This window comes from Rhodococcus sp. (in: high G+C Gram-positive bacteria) (genome assembly GCF_049299235.1).
Lineage (GTDB): Bacteria > Actinomycetota > Actinomycetes > Mycobacteriales > Mycobacteriaceae > Rhodococcus.
Window position 1 is genome coordinate 1 of the sequence record NZ_JBAQXC010000186.1, and the last position, 25,558, is coordinate 25,558.

28 protein-coding genes and 1 pseudogene are annotated in these 25,558 nt (G+C 67.5%); 8 read left to right on the forward strand and 21 right to left on the reverse strand.

The genetic code is table 11. The annotated features are described in order from the left end of the window. The coding region (locus tag WAX14_RS11235) for an FAD-dependent oxidoreductase (RefSeq protein WP_422628158.1) at window positions 1–659 on the reverse strand (659 nt) is incomplete at its 3' end. A gap of 100 nt (window positions 660–759) precedes the next feature. On the opposite strand from WAX14_RS11235, the gene WAX14_RS11240 reads away from it, so the two are divergent. After that, window positions 760–1,644: a helix-turn-helix domain-containing GNAT family N-acetyltransferase gene (locus WAX14_RS11240; protein ID WP_229581008.1), complete on the forward strand. Its 885-nt coding sequence runs from the start codon at window positions 760–762 to the stop codon at window positions 1,642–1,644. Window positions 1,645–1,661: 17 nt separating this feature from the next. Continuing rightward, window positions 1,662–1,973, forward strand: a complete 312-nt coding sequence (locus WAX14_RS11245) for a DF family (seleno)protein (RefSeq protein ID WP_054720754.1) — start codon at window positions 1,662–1,664, stop codon at window positions 1,971–1,973. A gap of 366 nt (window positions 1,974–2,339) precedes the next feature. Here WAX14_RS11245 and WAX14_RS11250 read toward each other — a convergent pair whose 3' ends face one another. The 5 genes from WAX14_RS11250 to WAX14_RS11270 all read right to left on the reverse strand — a co-directional run bounded on the left by WAX14_RS11250 (window position 2,340) and on the right by WAX14_RS11270 (window position 7,956). Further along, entirely contained in the window at window positions 2,340–3,188 is an 849-nt protein-coding gene (locus WAX14_RS11250) for a F510_1955 family glycosylhydrolase (RefSeq protein WP_054807697.1), read from the reverse strand. 39 nt (window positions 3,189–3,227) lie between these two features. Then, the gene (locus WAX14_RS11255; RefSeq protein WP_378525300.1) at window positions 3,228–5,360 is read right to left on the reverse strand and encodes a copper-translocating P-type ATPase; all 2,133 of its coding nucleotides are present in this window, start codon (window positions 5,358–5,360) and stop codon (window positions 3,228–3,230) included. A 52-nt stretch (window positions 5,361–5,412) separates the two neighbouring features. Further along, entirely contained in the window at window positions 5,413–6,078 is a 666-nt protein-coding gene (locus tag WAX14_RS11260; RefSeq protein WP_054807709.1) for a DUF305 domain-containing protein, read from the reverse strand. A 77-nt stretch (window positions 6,079–6,155) separates the two neighbouring features. Then, the gene (locus tag WAX14_RS11265) at window positions 6,156–7,649 is read right to left on the reverse strand and encodes a multicopper oxidase family protein (RefSeq protein WP_422628166.1); all 1,494 of its coding nucleotides are present in this window, start codon (window positions 7,647–7,649) and stop codon (window positions 6,156–6,158) included. A gap of 19 nt (window positions 7,650–7,668) precedes the next feature. After that, on the reverse strand, window positions 7,669–7,956 hold the full coding sequence (locus WAX14_RS11270; RefSeq protein WP_195060675.1) for an SHOCT domain-containing protein: 288 nt from the start codon (window positions 7,954–7,956) through the stop codon (window positions 7,669–7,671). Window positions 7,957–8,111: 155 nt separating this feature from the next. On the opposite strand from WAX14_RS11270, the gene WAX14_RS11275 reads away from it, so the two are divergent. After that, window positions 8,112–8,882 carry a response regulator gene (locus WAX14_RS11275; protein WP_422628159.1) on the forward strand — a complete coding sequence of 257 codons (771 nt, stop codon included), beginning with the start codon at window positions 8,112–8,114 and terminating at the stop codon, window positions 8,880–8,882. Next, on the forward strand, window positions 8,879–10,024 hold the full coding sequence (locus tag WAX14_RS11280; RefSeq protein WP_422628160.1) for a sensor histidine kinase: 1,146 nt from the start codon (window positions 8,879–8,881) through the stop codon (window positions 10,022–10,024). Before WAX14_RS11275 ends, WAX14_RS11280 begins: the two co-directional genes overlap by 4 nt. A 132-nt stretch (window positions 10,025–10,156) precedes the next feature. Here the strand turns inward: WAX14_RS11280 and WAX14_RS11285 are convergent, their stop codons facing one another. From WAX14_RS11285 to WAX14_RS11300, 4 genes are read right to left on the reverse strand one after another with little or no spacing between them, the layout of a single operon-like run. Further along, window positions 10,157–10,591: an arsenate reductase ArsC gene (locus WAX14_RS11285; protein WP_330137273.1), complete on the reverse strand. Its 435-nt coding sequence runs from the start codon at window positions 10,589–10,591 to the stop codon at window positions 10,157–10,159. Window positions 10,592–10,618: 27 nt separating this feature from the next. Further along, window positions 10,619–11,269: an arsenate reductase ArsC gene (locus WAX14_RS11290; RefSeq protein ID WP_378525297.1), complete on the reverse strand. Its 651-nt coding sequence runs from the start codon at window positions 11,267–11,269 to the stop codon at window positions 10,619–10,621. Between the two features lie 25 nt (window positions 11,270–11,294). Continuing rightward, entirely contained in the window at window positions 11,295–12,335 is a 1,041-nt protein-coding gene (gene arsB, locus WAX14_RS11295) for an ACR3 family arsenite efflux transporter (RefSeq protein ID WP_330137280.1), read from the reverse strand. A 35-nt stretch (window positions 12,336–12,370) separates the two neighbouring features. Continuing rightward, window positions 12,371–12,772 carry an ArsR/SmtB family transcription factor gene (locus WAX14_RS11300; RefSeq protein ID WP_054719241.1) on the reverse strand — a complete coding sequence of 134 codons (402 nt, stop codon included), beginning with the start codon at window positions 12,770–12,772 and terminating at the stop codon, window positions 12,371–12,373. 63 nt (window positions 12,773–12,835) lie between these two features. Here WAX14_RS11300 and WAX14_RS11305 point away from each other — a divergent pair, with 63 nt between their 5' ends. From WAX14_RS11305 to arsA, 3 genes are read left to right on the forward strand one after another with little or no spacing between them, the layout of a single operon-like run. Beyond that, window positions 12,836–13,258 carry a low molecular weight phosphatase family protein gene (locus WAX14_RS11305; protein ID WP_378525296.1) on the forward strand — a complete coding sequence of 141 codons (423 nt, stop codon included), beginning with the start codon at window positions 12,836–12,838 and terminating at the stop codon, window positions 13,256–13,258. Window positions 13,259–13,296: 38 nt separating this feature from the next. Beyond that, complete coding sequence (gene arsD, locus WAX14_RS11310; protein WP_054719244.1) at window positions 13,297–13,692, forward strand: arsenite efflux transporter metallochaperone ArsD; 396 nt, start codon at window positions 13,297–13,299, stop codon at window positions 13,690–13,692. A 56-nt stretch (window positions 13,693–13,748) separates the two neighbouring features. Next, window positions 13,749–15,548 (forward strand): arsenical pump-driving ATPase, encoded by a 1,800-nt coding sequence (gene arsA / locus WAX14_RS11315; protein ID WP_378525295.1) that lies wholly within the window; start codon window positions 13,749–13,751, stop codon window positions 15,546–15,548. 70 nt (window positions 15,549–15,618) lie between these two features. Here arsA and WAX14_RS11320 read toward each other — a convergent pair whose 3' ends face one another. From WAX14_RS11320 to WAX14_RS11350, 7 genes are all read right to left on the reverse strand, one after another. Continuing rightward, complete coding sequence (locus WAX14_RS11320; RefSeq protein ID WP_054720545.1) at window positions 15,619–15,966, reverse strand: DUF3703 domain-containing protein; 348 nt, start codon at window positions 15,964–15,966, stop codon at window positions 15,619–15,621. A 10-nt stretch (window positions 15,967–15,976) separates the two neighbouring features. Then, complete coding sequence (locus tag WAX14_RS11325; protein WP_059384189.1) at window positions 15,977–17,941, reverse strand: heavy metal translocating P-type ATPase; 1,965 nt, start codon at window positions 17,939–17,941, stop codon at window positions 15,977–15,979. Next, a complete protein-coding gene (locus WAX14_RS11330; RefSeq protein ID WP_054720048.1) occupies window positions 17,938–18,309 on the reverse strand; it encodes an ArsR/SmtB family transcription factor in 372 nt (123 codons plus the stop codon). The genes WAX14_RS11325 and WAX14_RS11330 overlap by 4 nt, the downstream gene beginning before the upstream one ends. Before the next feature lie 148 nt (window positions 18,310–18,457). After that, the gene (locus WAX14_RS11335; protein ID WP_422628161.1) at window positions 18,458–19,324 is read right to left on the reverse strand and encodes a TniQ family protein; all 867 of its coding nucleotides are present in this window, start codon (window positions 19,322–19,324) and stop codon (window positions 18,458–18,460) included. Between the two features lie 46 nt (window positions 19,325–19,370). Further along, on the reverse strand, window positions 19,371–20,435 hold the full coding sequence (locus WAX14_RS11340) for an ATP-binding protein (RefSeq protein WP_059384188.1): 1,065 nt from the start codon (window positions 20,433–20,435) through the stop codon (window positions 19,371–19,373). Then, on the reverse strand, window positions 20,432–22,486 hold the full coding sequence (locus WAX14_RS11345) for a helix-turn-helix domain-containing protein (RefSeq protein ID WP_422628162.1): 2,055 nt from the start codon (window positions 22,484–22,486) through the stop codon (window positions 20,432–20,434). The genes WAX14_RS11340 and WAX14_RS11345 overlap by 4 nt, the downstream gene beginning before the upstream one ends. Further along, window positions 22,483–23,172: a TnsA-like heteromeric transposase endonuclease subunit gene (locus WAX14_RS11350; protein WP_226435562.1), complete on the reverse strand. Its 690-nt coding sequence runs from the start codon at window positions 23,170–23,172 to the stop codon at window positions 22,483–22,485. Before WAX14_RS11350 ends, WAX14_RS11345 begins: the two co-directional genes overlap by 4 nt. Window positions 23,173–23,308: 136 nt before the next feature. Here WAX14_RS11350 and WAX14_RS11355 point away from each other — a divergent pair, with 136 nt between their 5' ends. Next, complete coding sequence (locus WAX14_RS11355) at window positions 23,309–23,473, forward strand: hypothetical protein (protein ID WP_422628163.1); 165 nt, start codon at window positions 23,309–23,311, stop codon at window positions 23,471–23,473. A 192-nt stretch (window positions 23,474–23,665) separates the two neighbouring features. On the opposite strand, the gene WAX14_RS11360 is transcribed toward WAX14_RS11355, so the two are convergent. The 4 genes and pseudogenes from WAX14_RS11360 to WAX14_RS11375 all read right to left on the reverse strand — a co-directional run bounded on the left by WAX14_RS11360 (window position 23,666) and on the right by WAX14_RS11375 (window position 25,512). Further along, the gene (locus WAX14_RS11360; protein ID WP_422628167.1) at window positions 23,666–23,926 is read right to left on the reverse strand and encodes a ribbon-helix-helix domain-containing protein; all 261 of its coding nucleotides are present in this window, start codon (window positions 23,924–23,926) and stop codon (window positions 23,666–23,668) included. Window positions 23,927–23,995: 69 nt separating this feature from the next. Beyond that, window positions 23,996–24,307, reverse strand: a pseudogene (locus WAX14_RS11365) (toxin-antitoxin system HicB family antitoxin); the annotation flags it as partial. Beyond that, a complete protein-coding gene (locus tag WAX14_RS11370) occupies window positions 24,304–24,441 on the reverse strand; it encodes a hypothetical protein (RefSeq protein WP_422628164.1) in 138 nt (45 codons plus the stop codon). The pseudogene WAX14_RS11365 and the gene WAX14_RS11370, both read right to left, overlap by 4 nt. A gap of 381 nt (window positions 24,442–24,822) precedes the next feature. Next, window positions 24,823–25,512, reverse strand: coding sequence for a helix-turn-helix transcriptional regulator (locus WAX14_RS11375; RefSeq protein ID WP_422628165.1), 690 nt, complete (start codon window positions 25,510–25,512; stop codon window positions 24,823–24,825). Between the last annotated feature and the right edge of the window lie 46 nt (window positions 25,513–25,558).

Genomic DNA, 25,558 nt, shown 5'->3' on the forward strand with positions numbered 1-25,558 from the left:
GTGCGGGCGAGCTCGGCCAGCGCCACGATTGCGTTGAGTGCCGAGTGGCCGCTGCCGGCGATGACGGTGTGGCGGCCGGCGTAGCGGGTGCGCACCGCATCGTCGCCCAGGTCGGGGACGCGGTAGGTGATGGTCTCGGCTGCGGCGCGTTCACCGAGGGCGGGCAGGCCTTCGCCGCCGAGGGGGTTGGGAGTGCTCCAGGTGCCGGAGGCATCGATGACGGCGCGGGCGAGCAGGCGGGTGTCGGTGCCGTCGCGGTGGCGGATGTGCACCGACAGTGGTTCGGTGTCGCGGCCGGCGTCGACGATGCGGTCGCGGCCGCGGCGGGCGATGCCGACGACCTCGTGATCGAGGCGGACCGCGTCGCCGAGGGCGGTGGCCAGCGGGCTCAGGTACTGCCCGGTCCAGTCCTGGCCGGTGGGGTAGGCGTCGTCGTCGGGGGCCTTCCAGCCGGTGGTGTCGAGGAGGCGGCGGGCGGCGGGGTCGATCAGTTCGGCCCAGCGGGAGAAGGTGCGGACGCTGTGCCATTGCGTGATGGCGGCTCCGACGACGTCGCCGCGTTCGAGTACCAGCGGTTCGAGGCCGCGTTCGCGCAGGTGGGCGGCGGCGGCCAGGCCGATCGGTCCGGCTCCGACGACGACGATGGGCAACTCGCTCATGACAGATCCTTTCATCGATGGGTATCGATCTAAGCTGCTGTCAGAGTATCGATGGTCGTCGATGTATGCAACCATCGATGCTGATCGATACAGTGGGGGTATGACAGCACTCGGCTTACCGATCACCGCTCCTGGCGCGGAGGTGGACTTCGACGCCCTGAGCCCGCAGGATGCGGCCACCTACGCCGGATGGTTCGCCTGCCTGGCCGAACCCACGCGGGTGCGGCTGCTGCACCACGTCGCCGCCCATCCGTCCGGCATCACCGTCGGCGAGCTCGCCGACAGGCTCGGGATCGGCCAGCCCACCATCTCCCATCACGTCCGCAAACTCGCCGACGTCGGCTTCGTCATCACCGGCAAACAGGGCACCAGCACCGTGGTGCGGGTCAACCCGAGCTGCTGCAGCGACCTGCCCAGTGCTGCCGACGCGGTCATGGGGGTGCTCACCGCCCGCCCGTGCTGCCCCGAGGATGTCCCCGCCGACGTGGCAGTGCGCCCGCTCGACGACCGGGATTGGGAGGCGGTGCGCCGCATCTACGCCGACGGCATCGCCACCGGCGCCGCGACGTTCACCACCGAGGTCCCCAGCCGCGACCACCTCGAGAGCCAGTGGTTGCCCGAGCATCGCTGGGTCGCCGAGATCGACGGTCAGGTGGTCGGCTGGGCAGCGTTGAGCCCGGTGTCGAACCGCGAGTGCTACCGCGGGGTGGCCGAGAACTCGGTGTATGTCGGCGACGGGATGCGCGGGCGCGGCGTCGGCAAGGCGCTGTTGCGTACTCAGGTCATCGCCGCCGATCAGGGCGGATTGTGGACGCTGCAGACCTCGATTTTCCCGGAGAACCGGGCCAGCCTGGCGCTGCATCATTCGGCGGGTTTCCGCACCGTGGGGGTGCGCGAACGCATCGGCCGGCTCGACGGCATCTGGCGCGACACCGTGTTGCTCGAACGCCGCTCCGAGACAGTTCCCGCCGCCGCGCACGAGTGAGAGCGACGCGGGTGACGATGGACATCGAACTGCTGTACTTCGACGGCTGCCCGAACTGGGAGGAGGCGCGAGGCCGCCTCGCCGAGGCCCTGGCAGCGACCGGCAACGCCGGTACCCCGATCCGGCTGCGCCGTATCGAGACCCCGGAGGCCGCCGAACGCGCGGCCTTCCCTGGATCCCCGACGATCCGGATCGACGGGATCGATCCGTTCGCTCCCACTGACGGGGTCGGGTTGAGCTGCCGCGTCTACCGCACCGTCACCGGACTCGGGGGCGCTCCGAGCGTCGCCGATCTGATCCTCGCGTTGCGGCAGGCCGAAGACCGGTAGGGATTCGGCGTCGGCTTGACCTTCGAGTCGACTCGAGGGTTTACCGTCGCGGAGTGAGCATGATGCTGATCTCCCAGTTCGCCGAACACACCGGGGTCCCGGCCACCACTTTGCCCTTGGGCTTGCCATACCCCGTACCCGTTTGTCACGGGCAGCCCACTCGGCGCGTCCGATCCCGCACACCCGCCACGCGATCGCTTACTGAACGGAAAAGGAATTGAGTCCACTCTGGGCGCAGTCTCGGGGCCGCAGTTGCTGCCGATCGCTGCCTGACACATCGGAATCGGAGAGGACCACGCTGGACAGCGTGGTCACCACTGGATTCCTCTGCAGTTCCGCAGGATCCGGACCAGTGCTCCTCCGGGGTCAGTTCAGCGGATAGAGCATCTGGGCGGTCGCGGCGTAGGCGGTGTCGAAGTCGACGGCGAGCACTGCCTCGACCGGCCCGACCACCGCGTGCTGCTCCCAGGCCTGGCCGGTGCGGCTACGCCAGGCAGTGCCGGTGGTGTCGATACCCCACAACGAGCCGTCCCGCGCCGCGGACAACAGCGCCAGCGGTGGGGCGTCGGGCACCACCGTGAAGGTGTGTCCGGCGTCGGTGCTGTGTTGCAGCCCGGCGGTGGTGGCCGCCCACACCCCGGCATCGGTGACAGCGAGGGCGGCCGCGGCCATCGGGGCACCCGCGGTCCAGCTGCTGCCGCCGTCGGTGGAGACCAGCAATCCGGTGACGCCATCGAATCCGACCAGCAACTCACCGTCTGTAGCCAGGGCGTGAAAGTCCACCTCGCCGGTCAAGGATTTCGGTATCCAGGTGCGGCCGCCATCGGCGCTGTCGATCAGCCCCAACGGATTCGGCGCCGAACTCGACGGTCCCGGATGCCCGGACGCGAAGAGGCGGTCAGTTCCCGGAGCGCCGGTCAGTCCCATGAAGTCGTCGTCGGAGACGCCGACGCGGCTGGTGCGCCCGCTGTCGGCGATCTCGACGAGGCCGGTGTGGGTGCCAGCCAGCACCGCACCGCCGGAATCGAGGTGCAGACCGTGCAGATGGTCGAGGGCCGGTTCCAACGCTGTGCCGGGCACCTCCGATGCCAGGGTGGACGAATCCGCATCCGCTGGGGTTGTGGATTGTTCGCCGGTCGCGCAACCGGCGAGCACAGCCACCGCAGCAACAGGCACCAGGACACGCGCCCACCGGCGCAGGAGAAAACTCGACATGAGAAGCAGAAACTCGTTTCGGATCGATCGGGCGGCGGTTCAGGTACGAGCCAGGCGGGTGGGGTCGAGGTCGAGGCGGCGCAACAGCTGGGCGTTGAGCGCCACGACGATGGTGGAGACCGACATCAAAATCGCGGCGACCGCTGGGGAGATCGCGACCCCGGCGAAGGCCAGCACCCCGGCGGCAAGTGGAACGGCGATGACGTTGTAACCGGTCGCCCACACCAGGTTCTGCCACATCTTGCGGTAGCTGGCATGCGAGAGCTCGATGATCGACAGCACCGCCCGCGGATCGTTCGCCGCCAGCACGACCCCGGCGGATTCGATGGCCACATCGGTACCGGCACCGATCGCGACACCGACATCGGCCCGAGCCAACGCCGGGGCGTCATTGACACCGTCGCCAACCATCGCCACCGTGTGCCCACGATTCTGCAGTTCGGTGACCTTGGCGTCCTTGTGCTCGGGCAGCACCTCAGCGAACACCTCGTCGATCCCGAGATCGGCGGCCACCGCGTCGGCGACCTGCCGCGCATCGCCGGTGATCATCGCGACCTTCACCCCACGGGCATGCAGCGCGTCGATCGCCTGACGCGATTCCTCGCGCACGGCGTCCTCGAGCGCCACGGCCCCGAGGACGCGGTCCCCTTCGGCGACGTGCAACACCGAGGCCCCCCGCGCCACCCACTGCTGAGTCACTGCGGTGACGTCGGCGGGCACCGCCAACCGCAGATCGCTGAGCATCGCCGGGCCGCCGACCGTCACCTCGGTGCCGTCGACAAGCGCACGCACCCCGCGGCCGGGCAACGACCGGAAATCGGTAGCAGCGGCGCGCTCGGTGGCCGGCACCCGCTCGTCGGCGGCGGCGACGATGGCCCGGGCGACGGGGTGTTCGCTGTCGGATTCGACCGCCGCCGCCAGCGCGAGCAGGTGTTCTTCGGTGATCCCGTGGGCGGCGACGCCGGTGACCTGGTGTCGGCCCTGGGTCAGGGTGCCGGTCTTGTCGAACAGGACCACGTCGACGGTGCGCATGCGTTCGAGCGCGAGCCGGTCCTTGACCAGCACCCCGGATCTGGCGGCGCGTTCGGTGGAGATCGCGATCACCAGCGGGATCGCCAACCCGAGGGCGTGGGGGCAGGCGATGACGAGCACGGTGACGGTGCGCACCACCGCTTCGTCGAGGTTGCCGAGCAACGCCCATATCGCGAAGGTGAGGATGCCGGCGAGGGTGGCAAAGTAGAACAGGAACGCCGCGGCCTTGTCTGCCAGCGCCTGGGCACGGGACGAGGAGGCCTGGGCGTCGGCGACCATCCGCTGGATCCCGGCCAGGGCCGTGTTCTCGCCGACCGCAGTGATCCGCACCCGCAGCGCGCTGTCGGTCGCGACCGTGCCGGCAACCACGGTGTCGCCTACCTGCCGGGTGACCGCCTTGGATTCGCCGGTGATCATCGATTCGTCGACCTCGGCGCGGCCGTCGGTGACGGTGCCGTCGGCGGGCACCCGCGCCCCGGCGCGCACCAGCACCAGATCCCCGAGTTCGAGTTCCTGCAGCGGAACGTCGGCGGTACCGGTCTCGGTGATCTTCTCCGCGGTGTCCGGCAGCATCGCGGCGAGTGCGTCGAGGGCGCCCGACGCCGAGCCGAGGGCACGCATTTCGAGCCAGTGCCCGAGCAGCATGATCACGATCAGCAGCGCGAGCTCCCACCAGAAGTCCAGGTCGAACCCGCCGAGACCCAAGGTGGTGACCCAGGAGGCGAGGAACGCGACGCTGATCGCCATGGCGATCAGCAGCATCATCCCGGGACGGCGGGTTTTGAGCTCGGCCCAGCCTCCGGTGAGGAACGGGGTGCCGCCGTAGACGAAGATCACCGTGCCCAGTACCGGGGGAATCCACATGGCGCCGGGGAAGTCCGGCATGGTGTAGCCGAGCAGGTCGGCGACCATGTGGCTGAAGAACACCACCGGTATCGCCAGCACCAGCGACACCCAGAACCGGCGGCGGAACATCTCCCCGTGTGCGCCGTGCCCCGCGTGCCGATCGTGCCCGGTGTGCTCACCCGGCCCGGCGTGCGCATCATGCTCGTCGGGGGGCGGGCTCTGGACGTCGGCGCCGTGATTGTGTCCGGCGGGCGCCGGGGCCGGGTGGGGGTGTCCGTGCTGCGGGTGCGACATCGAAAGCCTCCTGGGATGGCGGACGGGCCGAGAGGAACCGTGCGAGGGTGCTCTACAGGGTGGTCAGCAGCTCACGCATCGTCTCGATCTCCTGCTGCTGGGTGTCGACGATGGTGCGGGCCATCTCTACCGCCTCGGGGAACTGTCCGTCCTCGATCTCGGTCTGCGCCATGTCGACTGCGCCTTCGTGGTGGGCGATCATCTGCTCGAGGAACAGGCGAGCGGCGTCGGCGCCCTGCGCCTCGGACAGCGCCTGCATGTCCTCCTCGCTCATCATCCCTTCCATCTGCATCCCCTCCATACCGTCCATGCCCTCGTCCATGTCCATGCCGGGCATGTCGTTGTTGCCGGTCTCGGGCATCTCGGTGGGCTCGCCCCACTGCGCGAGCCAGGATTCGAGCTGTGCGATCTCCGGGCCTTGAGCGGCCTTGATCTGCTCGGCCAGGGCGGTCACGTCCGCGGGGATGTCCTGCTTGTCCAGCAGAATGTCGCTCATCTCGATGGCCTGACTGTGGTGCGGCAGCATCATCTGCGCGAACATCACGTCGGCGTCGTTGTGCGCGGCGGCCTCGTCTGCGGCGGTGGTGGTGGTGGCCGAGGTCGTGGCGGGCGAGGTGGCGACGGTGGTGTCGGTGTCGGTCCCGGTGTCGCTGCATGCCGCCGCGGCGAACACCACCGCGAGCGCCATCGCGCCGACGGCGAGAGTCTTCTTGTTCATGGGATATGTTCCTTTCTCGAACGGTCATAGACCACCGTGAATCCGGCGACCAGTCACGGCCGGTCGGCGTGCTGGGATCAGGCCAGGTAGGACACGGTGGTCATCATCCCGGCTTCCTGGTGATACGCGTTGTGGCAGTGCAGCGCCCACTGGCCGGGATTGTCGGTGTCGAATTCGATCTCCACGGTGCGCATCGGCCCGATCGTGACGGTGTCCTTGCGCAGACCGGTGTCGGTGAGCGCGAAGGTGTGCCCGTGCAGGTGCATCGGATGGAACATGTCCGACATGTTCCGCATCCGCATCCGCACCCGCTGCCCTTCGGCCACGTTCAGCGGCGGGATGTCGGGGTGGGCGCGGCCGTTGAGAGTCCACCGGTACGGCGACATGGTCCCGCCCATATCCACGCTGTGAAACACATCGTGCTCCCTCTCGAGCAGGCGCACATACTCCCGAGGCGCCAGATCGGTGCCGAGCAACACCTGCCGGTCCAGCTCGCCGGGCCGCGACTGTGCGGGCAGCGCGCCGGCGGCGGTGCGCACCAGGGCCTGTCCGTGCCCGGTCTTGCCTTCGGCCTGCGCGAACAGGGGAAAGACGCCGTCGCCGAGGGTGACGAGCACATCGACGCGTTCGCCCATCCCGATCAGCAGGGCGTCGGTGTCCTGCGGCACGACGGGGAAGCCGTCGGTGTGGGTGACGGTCATCCGGTGCCCGCCGAGGGCGACGCGGAAGGCGGTGTCGGCGCCGGCGTTGATGAACCGGATCCGTGCCCGCTGCCCGGGTGTCGCGGTGAACACGATCGGGTCCTCCGGGACCCGGCCGCCGACCAGGAAATGCGGGTAGCTCACGTCCCCGGCGCCGCCGAGCAGCGGGGAGAGCATCGTCTCCTCACCCATGTCCATGCCGTCCATGTCCATGGCGCCGTGGTCCATCCCGCCCATCCCGCCGTCGCTGCTGTCACCGGTGGCGGCGGCGCCGATGCCCAGGTCGCGGGCCACGTCGTCGGGGGTGCGGCCGGTGCCGTCGAGCCAGTCGTCGAGCACCACGATCCACTCGTGGTCGTAGTTTCCCGGCTCGTTCGGGTCGTCGATGACCAGAGCCCCGTACAGGCCGCGGTCGAGCTGCAGCCCGGAATGCGAATGATAGAAGTAGGTGCCCGGATCCGGGACGGTGAACTCGTAGGCGAACCGGCCCCCGGGGGCGATGGGGTCCTGGGTCAGCCCGGGCACCCCGTCCATGTCGTTGCTCAACGCCAGCCCGTGCCAGTGCACACTCGTCTGCGCCGGCAGCTGATTGTCCACCTCCACCCGCAGCAGATCCCCGGCGCGGGCCCGCAGCAGCGGCCCCGGCAGAGTGTCGTCGTATCCCCAGGTGGAGACGATGCGGCCACCGAGGTCCACCTCGACCGGACGCGGCGTCAACCGGGCCGAGACCACCCGCTGGCCGGGACTGCGGCGCTGCTGTTCGAGGCGACGCACCACGTTCGACGAGGCGGTCACCGGCGTACCGGTGGCCGCCCCGGATCCGGAGCAGGCCGCCAGCACCCCGGCGCCGACGAAAAGCGATCCGAGCATGAAGGACCGGCGGGTCAGTTCACCCACGGATCGGCTCCTGTCGGCCGCTGCCATCGGCCGTGCCCCTGGTCGGGGTCAGTAGCTGACGGCGTGCGACGAATTCGTCGTAGTCGATATCGCCGCGGGCGAAACGGGCATCGAGCACCTGCAGCGGATCGACGCCGTGTTCGGTGCCGTCTGGCCCGCTTGTGCGGTCGGTGCGGAACATGGCGGCCATCAGGTAGAGCACCACCGCCCAGAACGCGAGCATGCACACAGCCATGAGAATCCACCCGGCCAAGCTCAGCTCACCTGCCCAGCCCATCATGATCGTCCCCTTCCTTCTCTTCGTGCTTCCAGCTTCTCTTCGTGCTTCCAGCCTCGCGCACGGACCCCGGTAATCCGGTGGAGGTTGCATGAAGATTTGCTCAAGAAGTCCGGCCGCAACGTCAGCGCCGGACGCTACTAGCGATGATGGACACCATGGAAACCTCTGCTCGCACGCCCGAGAGCAGCAGCGACACCGCAGCGGTGCGGCGCCCGCCGACGGGGTTGCGGGCAATGGTCGTCGAGGACGAGGCGCCGCTGGCGAACCTGGTGGGCACGTATCTCGAACACGACGGGTTCGAGGTCACGATCACCGGCGACGGCGCCGACGCCGTCGTCCTCGCCCGGCAGTTCGATCCCGATGTGGTGGTCCTGGATCTGGGCCTGCCGCACCTGGACGGTGTCGAGGTGTGCCGGCAACTGCGGACCTTCTCCGACGCCTACGTGGTGATGCTCACCGCCCGGGCCGAGGAGGTCGACACCCTCATCGGATTGTCCGTCGGAGCCGATGACTACATGACCAAGCCGTTCAGCCCGCGGGAGTTGACGGCCCGCATCCAGGCCATGCTGCGTCGCCCCCGCACCCACACCCCCCGGCCGGCCGAGGCTGTTCCGGGCATGCATGTCCGCAACTTCGGTGACCTGGCCATCGACGTCGACGGCCGTGAGGTCACCGTCGGCGGCGTGCCGGTGGCACTCACGCGCACCGAATTCGACGTCCTCGCCGCCCTATCCCAGGATCCCGCTGTCGTACTCGGCCGAACGCAGCTGATCGAAGCGGTGTGGGGTCCGAGCTGGGTCGGTGACGAACAGCTGGTCAACGTGCACATCGGCCACCTGCGCCGCAAACTCGGCGACGACGCCACCGAAGGCCGTTACGTGCGCACCATCCGCGGCGTCGGCTACCGAATGGGCACCGGAGCATGAACCCCCAGATCTCCGCCTCGGGACCGTCGCTGCGGCGGGCCCTGACCGGTTCGAGTTTCGGCACCCGGCTGTTCCTGGCCCTGACCGTGGTGGTGGTCGGCTGCGCGGTCAGCGCCTGGTTCGTCGCCTCCGCGCTCGCCCCCGGCATCTTCCACGATCACCTCGGCCAGGCCGGCATCGACCACAACTCCAGCCAGGCCGCCCATGTCGAAGAGGCCTTCACCTGGGCGATCATCCTGGCCTGGGGACTGGCGGTCGCGCTCGCGGTGCTGCTGGCGTTGGCAGTGAGCTGGTACATCACCCGCCGTGTCCAACGCTCGCTGACGGCGGTGACCACCTCGACCGCCCGGATCGCCGGCGGCCACTACGACACCCGCGTGCACAGTCCCGGGCTCGGCCGCGAATTCGACGAGCTCGCCGTCACCGTCAACGAACTCGCCCGCCGTCTCGACGCCACCGAAAGCACCCGTCGCCGGATGCTCGCCGATCTCGGCCACGAGATGCGTACCCCGATCGCCACCCTCGACTCCTATCTCGAAGCCCTCGACGACGGCGTCCGCACCTTCGACGACGACACCCGGCAAGTCCTGCGCGATGCCACCCACCGGCTGGGGCGTCTCGCCCAGGACATCACCGCCGTCTCGCGCGCCGAAGAACACCTCACTCGCATCCGGCCGGTGCCCACGACCACCGGCACCCTGGTCACCGCCGCGGTCGATGCGGCGCGTGAACGGTACGAGAGCAAAGGCGTCGTAGTGCACAGCCGTCTCGACGACTCCCTGATCGTGATGGTCGATCCCGATCGGCTCGGCCAGGTGTTGGGCAACCTGCTCGACAACGCCCTGCGCCACACCCCGACCGGCGGCACCGTCACCGTCACCAGCAGGCAAGCTGACAATGATCGGGTGGAGATCACGGTGGCCGACACCGGCGAAGGCATCGCCGCCGATCACCTCGACCATCTCTTCGACCGCTTCTACCGGGCCGACACCGCCCGCGCCCGCCGACACAGCGGCAGCGGCATCGGCCTGACCATCACCCGTGCCCTCGTCGAAGCCCACCACGGGCGCATCCGAGCACACAGTGACGGGCCGGGCCGTGGGGCACGCTTTACGATCGAACTGCCCGTCATTGCAGTCTGACCTCGGAGCCTGCTTCGGTGTTGCCGTATCCGGCACATCTCAATCCGTGGACTCACGACCTTCGAGCGCGGACCCTCGACTCGAGGGACTGAACGCCTCCGTCATGTTTATTGTCATCGGCGCCCACCCCTGTCAGGCGGGGGCGCCGTCGGGAACGAGCTCGGCGATCAGCGCCTCCACCTTGACTTTGATCTCGTCGCGGATCGGACGTACCGCCTCCACCCCTTGCCCGGCCGGATCCTCGAGCACCCAATCCCGATAGGACGTGCCCGGAAACACCGGGCAGGTGTCGCCGCACCCCATGGTGATCACCACATCGGAGGCATGCACCGCGTCGACGGTGAGGATCTTCGGGTTCTGTGCGGAGATGTCGATGCCCACCTCGGCCATGGCTTCGACGGCGGCCGGGTTGACCTGCTCGGCCGGTGCCGAGCCCGCGGAGCGGACCTCGACCCGGTCGCCGGCCAGCGCAGTGAGGAACCCCGCGGCCATCTGGGAACGGCCCGCGTTGTGCACACACACGAACAACACCGACGGTGTGCGGTCGGTCGAGGAATCAGTGGTCATGAAAACAGACGTCCTTTCGAAGAGAATTCAGGCAGGAACGGTGTCGAGTTCCGCCAGCAAAGCCCGCACGCGAGTGTCGATATCGTCGCGGATGCTGCGCACCGTCTCGAGCGACTCGTCCTCCGGGTCGACCAGCGACCAATCGAGGTAACGCTTTCCGGGATACACCGCGCACGCATCGCCGCACCCCATGGTGACCACGACGTCGGCGGCTGCCACCACATCGTCGGTCAGTGGTTTGGGGTATTCGGCGCCGAGATCGAGACCTATCTCGGCCATCGCCTCGATCACGACGGGGTGAATCGTCGACGCAGGAGCCGATCCGGCGGAGCGAACGTGTACCCGTCCGCCACCGTGATGGGCCAACAGCGCCGCAGCCATCTGGGAGCGGCCACTGTTGTGCACGCACACGAACAGCACCTCCGGCACATCCTTCGGCACGGCCCCTTCGGTCTGGGCCAGGGCAGTGAGACGTTCACCGGCGAAGCGGGTGGCCAGCGAGGACAGATGCGTGTGGACCTTCGCGGTGCGGCGCAGCGCCGCGTACGACTCGAAGACCATCCGCTCGACCGTTTGAGGGGAAAACACTCCGGCGTACTTCTCCGCGAGATGTTCGGCAGCGCGGTGCAGCACCGCCTGAGGCATCAGTAATTCCGGCTGGGCAGCGTGATGGGACATCGACATCTCCTGACGTGATCGATCCTTACGACACAGCGGGGGCGGGCGAACGGGTAAAACGCTTACGCAGGGCGAGCGAGACATAGATCAGAGCCACGAGGACAGGCACCTCGATGAGCGGACCGACCACCCCCGCCAAAGCCTGACCGGAGGTGACACCGAAAGTGCCGATCGCCACCGCGATGGCCAGCTCGAAATTGTTACCGGCGGCGGTGAACGCCAAGGTGGTGGTGCGCTCATAACCGAGCCCGACCGCAGCACCGAACAGGAACCCACCACCCCACATGAGGATGAAGTACGCGAGCAGCGGCAACGCGATCCGTACGACGTCCCACGGCCGCGAGGTGATCTGTTCACCCTGCAGGGCGAACAGGATCACGATCGTGAACAACAGTCCGTAGAGCGCCCACGGTCCGATCTTCGGCAGGAACGTGTCCTCATACCACTGGCGGCCCTTGGCTTTCTCGCCGAAGTGGCGGGTCAAGAAGCCGGCGACCAGAGGGATGCCGAGGAAGATCAGCACCGATTTCGCGATCTGCCACGGGGAGACGTCGAGGGTGGTCTGTTCGAGTCCGAGCCAGCCGGGCAGGATCGACAGATAGAACCAGCCGAGGACGGCGAACATGATCACCTGGAAGACGGAGTTGATCGCGACCAGTACGGCGGCGGCTTCGCGGTCGCCGCACGCGAGGTCGTTCCAGATGATGACCATCGCGATGCAGCGGGCCAGGCCGACGATGATCAGGCCGGTGCGGTATTCGGGCAGGTCGGGCAGCAGTAGCCAGGCGAGGGCGAACATCAGCGCCGGGCCGAGCACCCAGTTGAGGATCAGCGACGAGATCAGCAGCGTGCGATCGCCCGTGACGGTGTCGAGGCGGTCGTAGCGCACCTTCGCGAGCACCGGGTACATCATGATCAACAGACCGAGCGCGATCGGCAGGGAAATGTTGTCGATCTCGATGACGCTCAACGCGTCGCCGAGCCCGGGAATGAGTCGGCCGAGCAGCAGGCCGGCGACCATGGCGATGCCGATCCACACGGCCAAGAACCGGTCGAGGACCGACATCTTGCCGGCGACAGACCGGTTGTCGGTCGTGGTGGTCACGAGAGAGTCTCCGCGAGTGCGGCGGTCGGGGTGCAAGCCGATGCGGGCAGGACCCCGGATTCGGTGGCGAGTACCGCGGACAGTTGTTCCAGGGCAGTAGGGAGCACCCGGTAGTACACCCAAGTGCCGCGGCGTTCGCAGTCGAGTAGACCGGCTTCGCGCAGCACCTTGAGGTGATGCGAGATGGTCGGCTGCGACAGGTCGAAGGCGGGGCTGATGTCGCACACACAGCTCTCGCCGCCCTGGTGGCTGGCGATCATGCTGAGCATGCGCAGGCGGACCGGATCTCCCAATGCCTTGAACATGCGGGCCAGGTCGGTGGCCCAATCCGAGGTGAGCGGCTCACGCGAGAGGGGCGGGCAGCACGGCTCGGCCCCGCTCGACATCTGATTCGACATGCGTCTATATTGACTCGTATCTATTCAAGTGTCAATCCGAGTTCGTCGGAAAGGATCACCCTCGTGCCCACTGCTTCGGTGCTGTTCGTGTGTGTGAAGAACGGCGGCAAGTCCCAGATGGCTGCCGCCCTCACGCGCCAGGCCGCCGGCGACCGCGTCGCCGTTCATTCGGCCGGCACCGTACCCGGCTCGTCCCTCAATGCTCTGTCGATGCAGGTCCTCGAGGAGATCGGGGCACCCGTGGACGGTGAGTATCCCAAGCCGATCGATCCGCAGCTGCTCGGCGAGGTCGACCTGGTGATCACCCTCGGCGGCGAAGCCCGCGTCGACGCGCCCACCGGGGTGGTCGTCGAGAACTGGGACACCGATGAGCCGTCCGAGCGTGGCATCGACGGCATCGAGCGGATGCGCCTGGTCCGCGACGACATCGCCGCCCGGGTCGGCGAGCTGACCGCCCGACTGCTTGCCGCTACCGACGCCCGATAGCTTTCTTCGCCTCGATCACTCCAGGAGTACAGACACCTATGAGTACCATCGCAGTCTTCGAACCGGCCCTGTGCTGCAACACTGGCGTGTGCGGCGAGGACCTCGACCAGAACCTGGTCACCTTCACCGCCGACATGGCCGCGCTGACCGAGCAGGGCGCCACCATTACCCGCCATAACCTGGCCAATGATCCGCTCTCGTTCGCCCACAACGAAGCGGTCAAGAGGTTCCTTGAACTCGCCGGATCCGAGGGCTTGCCGCTCGTGCTCGTCGACGATGTCACCGTGGCTACCGGTCGCTACCCGTCCCGCACCGAGCTCGCCACCTGGGCCGGCCTCGAGGTGCCCGCCGCAGCACCGTCCGGGGTGACGATGCTCGGGCTCGCCGACGACAGCGACTCCTGCTGCACCCCGGGCGAGTCCACCTGCTGCTGACCATGTAGATCCGTATCCTGCCCGCCGATACCTTCCGACGAGGAGTACTCGCTTTCATGGCTGCCGATCCGACGTTCCTGACCGCTCCGCCCCGGTTCGTGTTCTTCACCGGTAAAGGTGGGGTCGGCAAGACCTCCATCGCGTGCGCGTCGGCGCTGCGCCTGGCCCGAGCCGGCAAGAAGGTGCTGCTCGTCTCGACCGACCCCGCGTCGAATGTCGGGCAGGTCTTCGGTCTGAGCATCGGCAACACGATCACCGAGGTCCCCGCGGTGCCGGGGCTCTCCGCGCTCGAGATCGACCCCGAGCAGGCCGCTGCCGCCTACCGCGAACGCATCGTCGGCCCCGTCCGCGGACTGCTACCGGATGCGGAGATCGCCTCGATCACCGAACAGTTGTCCGGCTCGTGCACCACCGAAGTCGCGTCGTTCGACGAATTCACCTCTCTGCTCACCGATCCCGACGACCAGGTCGCCGGGTTCGATCACGTGCTGTTCGACACCGCCCCCACCGGCCACACCATCCGGCTGCTACAACTGCCCGGCAACTGGACCGAATTCCTCGACCACGGCAAAGGCGACGCGTCCTGCCTCGGGCCGCTGGCCGGGCTCGACAAGCAGAAAGCCATGTACGCCGGCGCGGTCGAGGCCTTGTCGGATCCCGGCCGCACCCGCCTGGTGCTCGTGGCCCGCGCCAATCGCGCCGCCCTGTCCGAGATCGCCCGCACCCACGACGAACTCGCCGCGATCGGCATGACCGGACAGCATGTGGTCGTCAACGGCGTACTGCCCGCCCCGGCCGGCGACACCGACCCGCTCGCGACCGCCGTGTACCAGCGTGAGCAGGCAGCATTGGCGGGTCGCGGCGCCGCGATCGTCGCGCTGCCCACCGATCTGGTGGAGCTCAAGCCGGTCAACATGGTCGGTCTCGATGCTTTGAGCACCCTGTTCGACACCACCACCACCACCACCACCGCTGTGAGTGTCGACGACACCGAACCGGGTGTCGCCGCGGTCGCCGATGCTTCACTGGCGGATCTGGTCGATGCGATCGAGGCTGATGGCCACGGGCTGGTGATGTGCATGGGCAAAGGTGGAGTCGGCAAGACCACCATTGCCGCCGCGATCGCGGTGGCGCTGGCCCGCCGTGGTCATGACGTGCACCTGACCACCACCGACCCCGCCGCACATCTGACCGACACTCTCGCCGGGGAACTCGATCACCTCGAGGTCTCCCGCATCGATCCGCACGAGGCGAGCGAGACCTACCGCAACCGGGTCCTGGCCACCAAGGGCGCCGAACTCGACGACGCCGGCCGCGCCACCCTCGCCGAAGATCTGCAGTCCCCGTGCACCGAGGAAGTCGCGGTGTTCCAGGCCTTTTCGAAGGTCATCCACGAATCACGCCGCAAGTTCGTCGTCGTCGATACCGCCCCGACCGGGCATACTCTGCTGTTGCTCGATGCGACCGGCTCGTATCACCGGGAGATCGCCCGGCAGATGGGCGATGGCGGGCGCTTCATCACCCCGCTGATGCGGCTGCAGGACCCGGCGCAGACCAAGATTGTGCTGGTCACTCTTGCCGAGACCACCCCGGTGCTCGAGGCGGCCGGTTTGCAGGATGATCTGCGGCGCGCTGGTATCGAGCCGTGGGGGTGGGTGGTCAACAATTCCCTGGCCGCGGCGGCGCCCACCGCGCCGCTGCTGCGGCAGCGAGCGGTTGCCGAACTCGAGCAGATCGACACGGTCCGGGACGAACTCGCCAATCGGTGCGCGGTGATTCCGCTGGCCGTCAGCGAACCGGTCGGAATCACCGCGTTGGGACAGCTGGCCGAACGGCATCCGGCACCGGTGCGTTGATCCGCCAGCACCGGGCCGGGTCGTCCACTCATGTCGTTCGTGTGAGACATGCCTGAAGCCACGATTCGGATCACGCTGTGCCAGTGAGGACGTCGGTCAGATCGGCGGGAATCGGCATGGGGGTCATCAACCCTGCAGCGACGCGGCCGGTGTTGCCTTCGGGGTAACCCCCGAGCGCGGAACCGGGGGCAGCAACCATGATCCGGATGATCTGCCCAAGGGCTTCGCGACGGTCGCGTTGACGCACCGCGAGACCGAGCATGGCGAGGTGATTGCGAGTGTGCGGCCACGGGTAGGGCTGCGACAGGATGTGCGCGCGTTCGAGATGGGTCCACCGCTCGGCTGCAGTGTGAGTGTGTCGAGCGGCGGTCATCTCCGCGGCATACCAGGCTCGGACAGTTGCAGGCATTGGACTCATGGAAGGCCCTTCAGGAAGAAAAGGATTCTCGTACCCCAGGATTCGACGCAGGTGCCGCCGATCCGGAGATTGTCAGGGGGCGAGCGCGTCCGGCGCGGACCCCGTTGGCGATCACGATGATCTCGGCGACCTCGTGAACCAGGACAACCGCCGCCAGGCCGAGTACCCCGAACAGGGCCAGGGGCATCAGGACGGTGATGATCGCGAGCGAGAGGCCGACGTTCTGCAACATGATCGTTCGTGATCGGCGGGCATGCTGCAGGGCTTGAGGTAGATGCCGTAGGTCCTCACCCATCAGGGCGACGTCGGCGGTTTCGATGGCCACGTCGGTGCCCATCGCGCCCATCGCGATCCCCAGATCGGCGGTGGCCAGGGCCGGGGCGTCGTTGACACCGTCGCCGACCATCGCCGTCGGCCGTGTACCGCGGAGGGTGTCGATGATGTGGGCCTTGTCCTCCGGACGCAGATCGGCGTGCACCTCGTCGATACCGACATCGGTGGCCAACGCTCGTGCGGTGCGCTCGTTGTCGCCGGTGAGCATCGCCACGGTGTAACCGTCGCGGCGCAGCCCCGCGACGACGTCGCGGGCTTCGGGACGCAGTTCGTCGCGCACCGCGATCGCCCCGATCAGGGTGCCGTCGCGTTCGATGAGCACCGCAGTGGCTCCGGCGTGCTGCATCCGCTCGATATCGGCAGCCAGAGAGCCCGGGTCGATCCACCCGGGCCGGCCCAGACGGGCAGGAATGCCGCCGACGTGACCGGTCAGTCCGGCACCGGGGACCGCGTCGACGTCCTCGGCGGGGGTGTAGTCGTCGACGGCGGCGAGGATCGCTGCAGCGAGGGGGTGCTCACTGCGTGCCTCGAGCGCAGCGGCGACATTCAGAACGTCGGCGCGGGTGGCGCCGCCGGTGGTGGCAACGTCGATGACCTCGGGGCGGTTCCGGGTCAGGGTGCCCGTCTTGTCCAACGCGACGGTGCGGATCCGGCCCAACGCTTCGAGGGCGGCACCGCCCTTGACCAGGACGCCGAGCTTGGAGGCGGCGCCGATCGCGGCGACCACGGTCACCGGGATCGCGATGGCCAGCGCACACGGGGACGCGGCGACCAGCACGACGAGGGCGCGTTCGATCCACACCAGCGGATCACCGAATACGCTGCCGATCGCGGCGATCAACGCCGCGGCAACCATCACTCCCGGCACCAGGGGCTTGGCGATCTTGTCGGCCAGACGCTGGGCCTCGCCCTTGCGGGATTGCTCGGCCTCCACGATTTTCACGATCTTGGCCAGCGAGTTGTCCTGCGCGCCGGCGGTGACCTCGACCTCGAGCACGCCGGTGCCGTTGATCGACCCGGCGAACACCTCGGAGCCCGGTCCGGCCTCGACCGGCACCGATTCCCCGGTGATCGCGGAGGTGTCCAGGGCGGTGCGCCCGGTGCGGATGGTGCCGTCGGTGGCGAGCCGCTCCCCGGGTTTGACGATCATGATCTCCCCGAGCCCCAACTCCGCGGGGGCGACGGTCTGTTCACGGCCGCCGCGCAGGACGGTGGCAGTGTCCGGCACCAGATTCAGCAGGGCGCGCAGGCCCCGTCGGGTGCGAGTGACCGCGTACTCTTCGAGACCCTCACTGATGGCGAACAGGAACGCGAGCATCGCGGCTTCGCCGACCTCGCCGAGCAGCACGGCGCCGACGGCAGCGATCGTCATCAGGGTCCCGACCCCGATCTTGCCGCGGGCCAGCCGCTTGAGGGTCGAGGGGACGAAGGTGTAGCCGGCGACGACCAGCGCCACCGCCTCGAAGCCCGTCCCGAGAGCGTCGGGCCCACCGGTGACGCGGACGATCAGGGCCGCAATCAGCAGGACACCCGCGGCGGCGGCCGCCCGGATCTCGGTGACCTGCCACCACTTGTCGGGCTCCTGGTCGTCTTCGCCCTCGACGCGGGGTTCGTCGGGGCCGCATCCGCAGGCGTCGCTCATGCCGTCACTCCCGTGTCGGTGTCGGTGCCGTAGTTCGGGCACAGCGCGACGGCGTTGCCCGTGGCGGCCAGGAGGGTTTCGGCCGAGGCCAGCAGGTCGAGCAGTTCCAGTCGGGCCAGCGAGTAGAACACCTGCCGGCCCTGCGGGCGGCCTTGCACCAGGCCGCAGTCCCGCAGGCATGCCACGTGCGCCGACACTGTCGATTGCGCCAATCCCAGCTCGCCGACCAGGTCCGCTACTCGGGATTCCCCGGCGGCGAGGCGGCGCACGATGGCCAGGCGGGTGCCGTCGGAGAGACTGTGGAACAACGCTGCTGCAGAGTCGAGACTTTCACCGAAGCAGGTCGTCGCTCGCTCATTCATCGTCATAAAACGATGATATTGAGGAAACATGATTAATCAAGCGGAGGGAGCGGGACAACGCGCGTTCTACTCCGCCAGTGCGGACTCCGACAACGGTCGCGAATGATGACGGCTGGCGGATTCTCGGACCGGCTCGTCACGACTCAAGGGACGTTCACAGACTGGCCGGCTGGCTCCCAGCCTGGAACGGCCAATGGGTCGCATGCCAGTTCTGCCTCGCGGGAGGATCGCCTTGCTCAGACTGTCCAGGCCGGTCGCCAGGTCCTCGCACGGGAGAGCCGATCGTGTCGACGAATCGACGGCACAGCTCGTCGAGCACCTCGGTGATGGGCATGTCGGTGGTGCCGTAGCGCAACTGTCGGCTCGGCTGAAGGTCGGCGAGGGCAGCGAACTCGATCAGATTCTGCTGGGCATGACACAGCTTCGCCGGTGCAGCGAGGACAGCAGCGTCACGCAGGTCGTATCGGCAGAACGGTCTCACACGCCCCGGGCGTTGCGGTTCGCGAGCATGGCGCTGCGGGCACTGCCACGGCGGGGCCAGAGCGCTCATCCACGCCGTTCCTGTCCACGGCACCTGACCGCAGCCTTCGCATGTCGACTGCAGATACACCTGGTGGCGTACACAGAGCGGCAGCAGCGGATTGGCCCAGCCTGCATGCCACCACGGATCGGGTTCGGCCAGGCATCGGGCACAGAAACGCGATCCTCCCCGGTCGGGCCGAATGTGGCGGTGGTGCACCAGGTACCGTGCCGCGGCGGCATCGATCGGCCGGCCCCACAGGGCGGCGCGCAGGTCACCGGCAGGGACACCGAGGTGAGCGGCGATCCACCGAGCGTGCAGGCTCAGGTGCTCGAGAACGAGGTGATATCCGGTCGGGCTCCGCGGCACACGGAGCTCGCGCAAAATCTGGATCGGGGTCAGTTGGTAGCGACAGCCGACGCGCATCAGCCAGCCCGGCAGATACTCGGCGGGATGTAGTTGCACGGTGATCGGCCACCGGTCGACTCTTATCGTGGCCATAGTGGTTCCCCAACCACTGAGCCGGCCAGGGCGGGACCAGCCGGTATCAGCCGGTGCGGGCGGCGGATTCGCTGGCATTGTCGACGGTCGCGGTCGTAATCAACTCAGCAGTGACGGCTTCGACGCCGGTGACGATCGCGAGATACGAGATCCGGTCGAGCAGATTCGTCAACGACGCGATCCGCCCCTGGGTGCGGCGGTGCAGCAGCCGAGCATGCTCGCACAGCATCCCGTCATGGCTGCCGGCGAGGGTGAGGTGTTCTTCGGCGGTGCGCAGCAGCGCGAGCCAGCCGCGCATCCCGGTGTCGGTGTCGATGCTGAACGGGGCAACCGGGCAGCGGGTGGCGCGGCGGCTGGTCTGGGCGTAGACGGTGTGCTCGCCGAGCAGGCCTTCGTCGAAGAAGCGTTTGGCGGTCAGATTCACCCCGACGTAAATGAAGGTAGCGGCCATGTCGTTGGCCAAACCCTTGAGATGGTTCGATACCTCCAGGCCGTTGCGGTGCCGGAAGTCGACGAAGTGCAGATCGTCGAGCACGATCAACCGGGTACCGCAGGAGGTGACACAGTCCACCGCCAAGGCCCCGAGTTTCGAGGTGGAGGCACGGTCCACGGCCGGATGGCCGTAGAACCGCAGGATCTGCTGATTGAGGCCTTTGAGGGTGACCCCGGCGCTGAGCGGGATGAACGCCACCGGCCACCGTTGATGCCCCTCCACGGTGAGGGGTCCGTCGCGGCGCAGAACTCGCCGGTGGACGTCGCGGGCATAGCGGGTGGCGATGGTGGTCTTGCCGAGGCCGGGTTCGGCGTCGATGACCACCGAGCCGCGCAGCTTGTCGCCGTCCCGATACGCCGAGGCCATCACCTGATCGCAGATCCCGTAGGCGGCGGCGAGTTGGCTGGTCTTGATCGTCGGCAGGTTCGCGTTCCACACCATCCGGGCTTCGTTGTAGTCCTCGAGCTCCTCCTGCGACAGTCGGGACATCGCGGTGCGGGAGAGGACCTCGAACGGTTCACGCGGTGGGGCGGTGACGAAGGCGTGCCAGCCCTGTTTGCGGGAGAGCTGGTAGCGGACAGTGCCATACGTTGCCAGCCAGGTGGCCCAGGGGTTCATTCGTCGAACACCTCGAACACGTCTTCGTCGGGATGCTCCGCGTAGTACCGGTCGAATACGTCGACGTCGTCGACCACCTCCAACCGTTGAGTTCGACTGGTGGCGAGTTCGTCGAGCAGCTCGGCGACGCCCGGCACGGACGCAGTGTCGCGTTCGTCGTCGATACCGGACTGCTGTCCTTCGGTTTCCGGATGCGGGCGGTGGGCACTGAGTCGGCGGGCCAGGGCGCGGTCGCGGCGTGTCGCGACGTCGTCTCGGCTCCACGCGAGCAGCAGATCCCGTACCGCGGCGGCGGGATCGAAGTGGCGATGCTCGCGCACGGCGATGCGTTTGGCGTAGTCGGCGGCGTCCCTGCTGAACGGCTGGTTCAGGCAAGCGCCGTGCTCCCACACCAACTGATGCCAACGGTGGCTGTCCGGGTCCTGGAACCAGGTGTGCCGGATGTCGTGATTGTCGACGAAGATCGGCCACTTGCCGGCGTGCACACCGCCATACGGCGAACGGGTGGTGCGATACAAGGTGAGCCCGGATCCGTCGTAACGCAGTCCGTCGACCTCGACGCCGTAGTGCTGGATCGTACGCCAACGCACATCGAGGAACTCATACGCCAGATCCGGATTCGCCGGCAACAGCAGACCACCCGATTTGGCGACCCCGATCTCGAACATCTCGCTCGGCGAAAACCCCACCCGCGGCAGTTCCGGCACGCACAGCCCGTCATGTCGGGTGTGGTGATAGACCCGGCCCACCCATTCCCGGATGATCTGCTCGAGTTCGCTGGCGTAGTAGAACGCGGCGTCTTCGACGTCTTTGCCCCGTGAGTACACGTCCGGGCCCTTGTAGGCGGGCAGGTGCTGTAGCAGTGATTCGCGCAGGGTGCGGAAGAAGCGTTCGACGGTGGGTTTGTCGGTGGGCTTGTGCGGGATCGCCGGCTGAACGGTGATACCCAGTCGGGCGCAGACTCCGATCACATGAGAGGACAGGTACTGCTTGCCGTGATCGACGACGATCGCCTCGGGCAGACATGCCGGTAGATCCCCGACGCGTCGCTGGGAGATCCCGTCCGGGGACTCGGTGCCGACGAGCAGGCTTCGCGGCACCCCGTGATACGGCCAGAGTTGATCCGCAGTCGGGTCGGTGTCGCGGGCGGGAGTGATGCACTGGTACAGCACATTCGCCACGTCCTGGGACCGCGTCGATAGCGGTGTCAGGCGCAGTCCGAGGATGCAGCGGGTGAACAGGTCCATCGCCACGGTCAACTCCACCCCAACCCAGCGCATGGTGACCGGTTCCATCGCGAACACATCCAGCGCGGTGGTATCGAGCACCACGTACTCCCCCGGACGGGTCGCGCGCAGTCGGCCGAGGACACCGCGGGGCCGGTCCGCCACCGACCGCCGGCCTTTCGCGCTACCGAACGCGTGCCGCCCCTTCGACAATGTCTTCACCCGCCGGTATGCCGTGCTCAGGGAGGGCAACGGCACCATGCCCGGCCCGAATTCTGCTTCCAGGTCCTTGGCAACGGCATCGATGACCGCGCCGATCGTCGGGGTCGAGACGGTGACGTACCTATCGAGCACCCGCACACATGCTGCGTCCCACCGGTGATCGACACTGGTGGCGTAGCGGCTACGGATCCGACTGTCCGTGAGTCCGGCAACTCCTGCCGCGCGGTATCCGGCGATCCAGCGGTACAGGGTGCGCACAGAGACGTGAAGTTCCGCCGCTCTGGTGGCCAACACCGATTCGAGTTCGGCGCCGGAGGTCGCAACCTCGGTCAGGATGCCGCGGACGTGTTCGGCTCGTGTTTCCAGTTCCTGAATCTGGGTTGCGGTCAGCGAGGAGAGCACTACGGCAGCAGGGTCAGCGGAGGCGGTGTCGTCCGGCGGTGAGATCGCTGTTCCCCGTGCCGCGATCTCGGTGACCGCGACACGCTGCATCCGCTCTCCGGACCGGAGGGTGACATCGTGTCCCTGCAGCGCCACGACTTCCCATGAGCAGCCGTCGAGCCAGACCTTGATTCCTGCACGTAGTTCGACGATGTTGGTCACGGCGTGCTCCTTACACCGGACACCTGCGACTGTCCGGACAGCGGCACCGTCAGGTCCACCGACCACAGACCGGACCACAGCTTCGCCAGCACCGCGATTCGCGAGCCGGGCCTGTTCACCGATGCGGCGAGGTCGTCGAGGGTCATCCCGGGCACTGCGACGCTGTCGAGTGCCCTCATCACCGCGGGGTCGATCCACTCGCTACGACGAGCGCCCCCGAGGATTCGGAGGTTCGCCAGCACTACTGGGTTTGCACCGGTCCACACTTCATACGACCAGCCCCGACTCGAACACAGTCGTTCGGTCCAGGCGAACACCTGCGCAACTGCGTCGCGACGGGCGAACTCGGCGGGTTTGACGTCGACGACCGTGAATCCGCCGTCTGTGCGTTGGAGCAGCAGATCGGGCGCATGCCGACGCATGGTCTTCCCGTCCGGGCCGCACAGCCACATCGGCTGTGCGGCGATCCGCACCACTTCCGGTGCGTAGTCCGCCAGCCACAACCGGTCCAGTTCGAGTCGGCTCTCGTAGAGGACGTGGCCACGGTTGGTGGCCGACCAGAACATCCCGGAATAGTGGCGCTGATGGGGGTGACTGCGGACTTTCCGTACCGGCAGGCCCAGGATCATCCGATAGGGATCTGCCGCAGCGAGGGTCGTCGCGACAGGATCACCTGATTCCTGCACGTACCTGACCTCAACCTCGCTGGTCCGGGGCACTTTTTCAGGGTCCCGCTACTGACACGAATTTGAGAAACCGACACGCCGCTGACAGGCGACTGACATGAAATTGAGAAACTGACACCGAATCCGAGAACCTACAATGTGCATTCCGTTCGCGTTGGTGCCGCTCGTGCGGATCAGTTCCGATCCCGCATTGATGGGCGGACAACGCAATCGTTCGGCGACGAGTGCCGCAGCGTGGCTGACGGTGGGTCTGATCGTCGCGCTGAACGCGACACTGCTGTGGTTGACGTTAGTCGGCTGATCGCGGTCGGCCTCCCTACGGGACTCGGCGTAGAACTCGCCGAACCTCCGGGGTGGATCATTCAATTCCAGGTGCGGCGATTCCCGATAGCCGGCCGTGTGGCCGAGCATGGGAGAAGGCTGCTGTGGTGATGTGCCGCGTAGATGCCGTCGGCTTCGGCGATTCCATGTTTGAGAGCAGATTTGTGCGCTTTCACGCAACCTGGGTCCAGGCACGCACCGCCGCTCGGATCGCCTCGGACCGGGTGACGTGCTCCCGTTCGGCGCGGGCGTTCAATGCTTCGAGTAGTGCCGCGTCCATCCGCACCGGCACCACCTCGCCGGGGCCGTCGCCCACGGTCGGTCGGCCGCGCTTGCGCAGCTTGGCGACGTCATAGCCGGTCTCGGCTTCGTCCGCCCACTCCTGGATCATCCCGTCGGTGACGGGCACTCCGTTGATCGTCTCATCGGCCATGCCATTATCGTAATACGAAATTCTTCCATCGTCGCCACAGCCCAGCCATGCGTTGGCCAGTCGCTGGGCCGCCCACTGATTGAGCGAGACATGGTTCTCCGCCGCCTCCATCACCAACCGGCGATGCACCTCCGCCGAGGTGCGCACGTAGATGGTGCCGCTGTAGGACCGCTCGGTGAACGGCTGCGGCACCTCCTCGCCCGCGGTGATCAGATCGTCGACGACACCGGTCACCACATCGACCAGCCCCTCGAGCGAGGCGGCCTGATCCTGGTCGAGCCATGACAGCGTCGGGAACTCCAGCACCGTCGCCACGTACTCGTCGTCTTCCGGCGACCACTGAACACGGTAGGAATAACGCCGGACGTCGAGACCGCTCATGACTGCTCCTCCATCTTCTTGATCGCCGCGAGCTTCTTGATCGCCGCGAGCACCTGTTTGACCTGGTACGGCTTGGCCTCGCCGTTCTTGCCCCATTGGATGTTCGCCCGGCCACGGCATACGGAACACCGCATGACTGGTCCCCTACTGCCGCGGCTACCCGAAGATCCGCACACAGCGTGTACAGCTCGTCGAGCGCATGCGCTAGCACCTTCTCGGGTTGTCATCACGCCTGAGGTAGGTCGAACGGGACTGGTTCGGAGTCGAGATCGGATGCGTTGCCGCCTCGACGTGCCGGGCATCGTGGGGTTGTGAACATCCCACAACGACCCGGATCCTCGACTTGTGAGACGGTCGACCCGTCACATCCGGCTTGTGACGCACCGCGCTATCTGCCACTGAATTGTTGGCGCTGTCCGGCACGGTGCGGAAAGCACGCAGCCGGGGTTGGAGTGGCACCGGAACCTGTCACGACGTGCCACATGGGAGTCGATGAACGGGGCGACATCGCATTCTCACGCAGCAGCATGGGCAGCGGCGGCGTACCGGCCGGCCAGAGTCTCTACAGCACGGGCGAGTTCGGGTGCCTGACTGTGGTCGATCGTGAAGTCCAGGTCTAGTGCACCGAGATACACGGCGAGGAGTTCGGCGCTGTGCGCTCCGGCGTCGAGCAGACTGGCTCCTGCGTCGAGAGGTTGCACGGTCCAGCTGCCGACGGTGATACGGGCGGCGACGGTGTCGGCGGGCGCGTGGACGGTGACCTGTGCGCGGTAGTTCCACAATGCTGCCATCCGGCCGCGGGTGACGAAGGCGGCGAGGTCGGGGCCGGGTAACTCACGTGGGTCGAATCGTGGACCGGTGGGCGTTTTCGGGTCGATCCGGTCGACACGGAAACTGCGCCAGTCGGCGCGGTCAAGGTCGTAGGCCACCAGGTACCAGCGGCCGGCCACGTGGACGAGGCGATGCGGTTCGACCCGCCGGCGGGAGGCGCTCCGGTGCCGATCGAGGTAGTCGAAGCGCAGCTGCTCGTGCCGCTGGCATGCGGCGGCCACCGCGGTGAGGGTCTCGCCTGGTACCAGGTCCCGAGATGGGGGGACGGTTTCGGCGACGGCACCCACCGTGCCCAGCCGGTGCCGGAGCCTCGCCGGGAGCAGCTGTTCAAGTTTGGCGGCCGCGCGGGCGGCGTGCTCGCCGATGCCGGCCACACCGGCGTTGGCCGATCAGTTGGGAGTGAGCACCCGCACGGTGCGC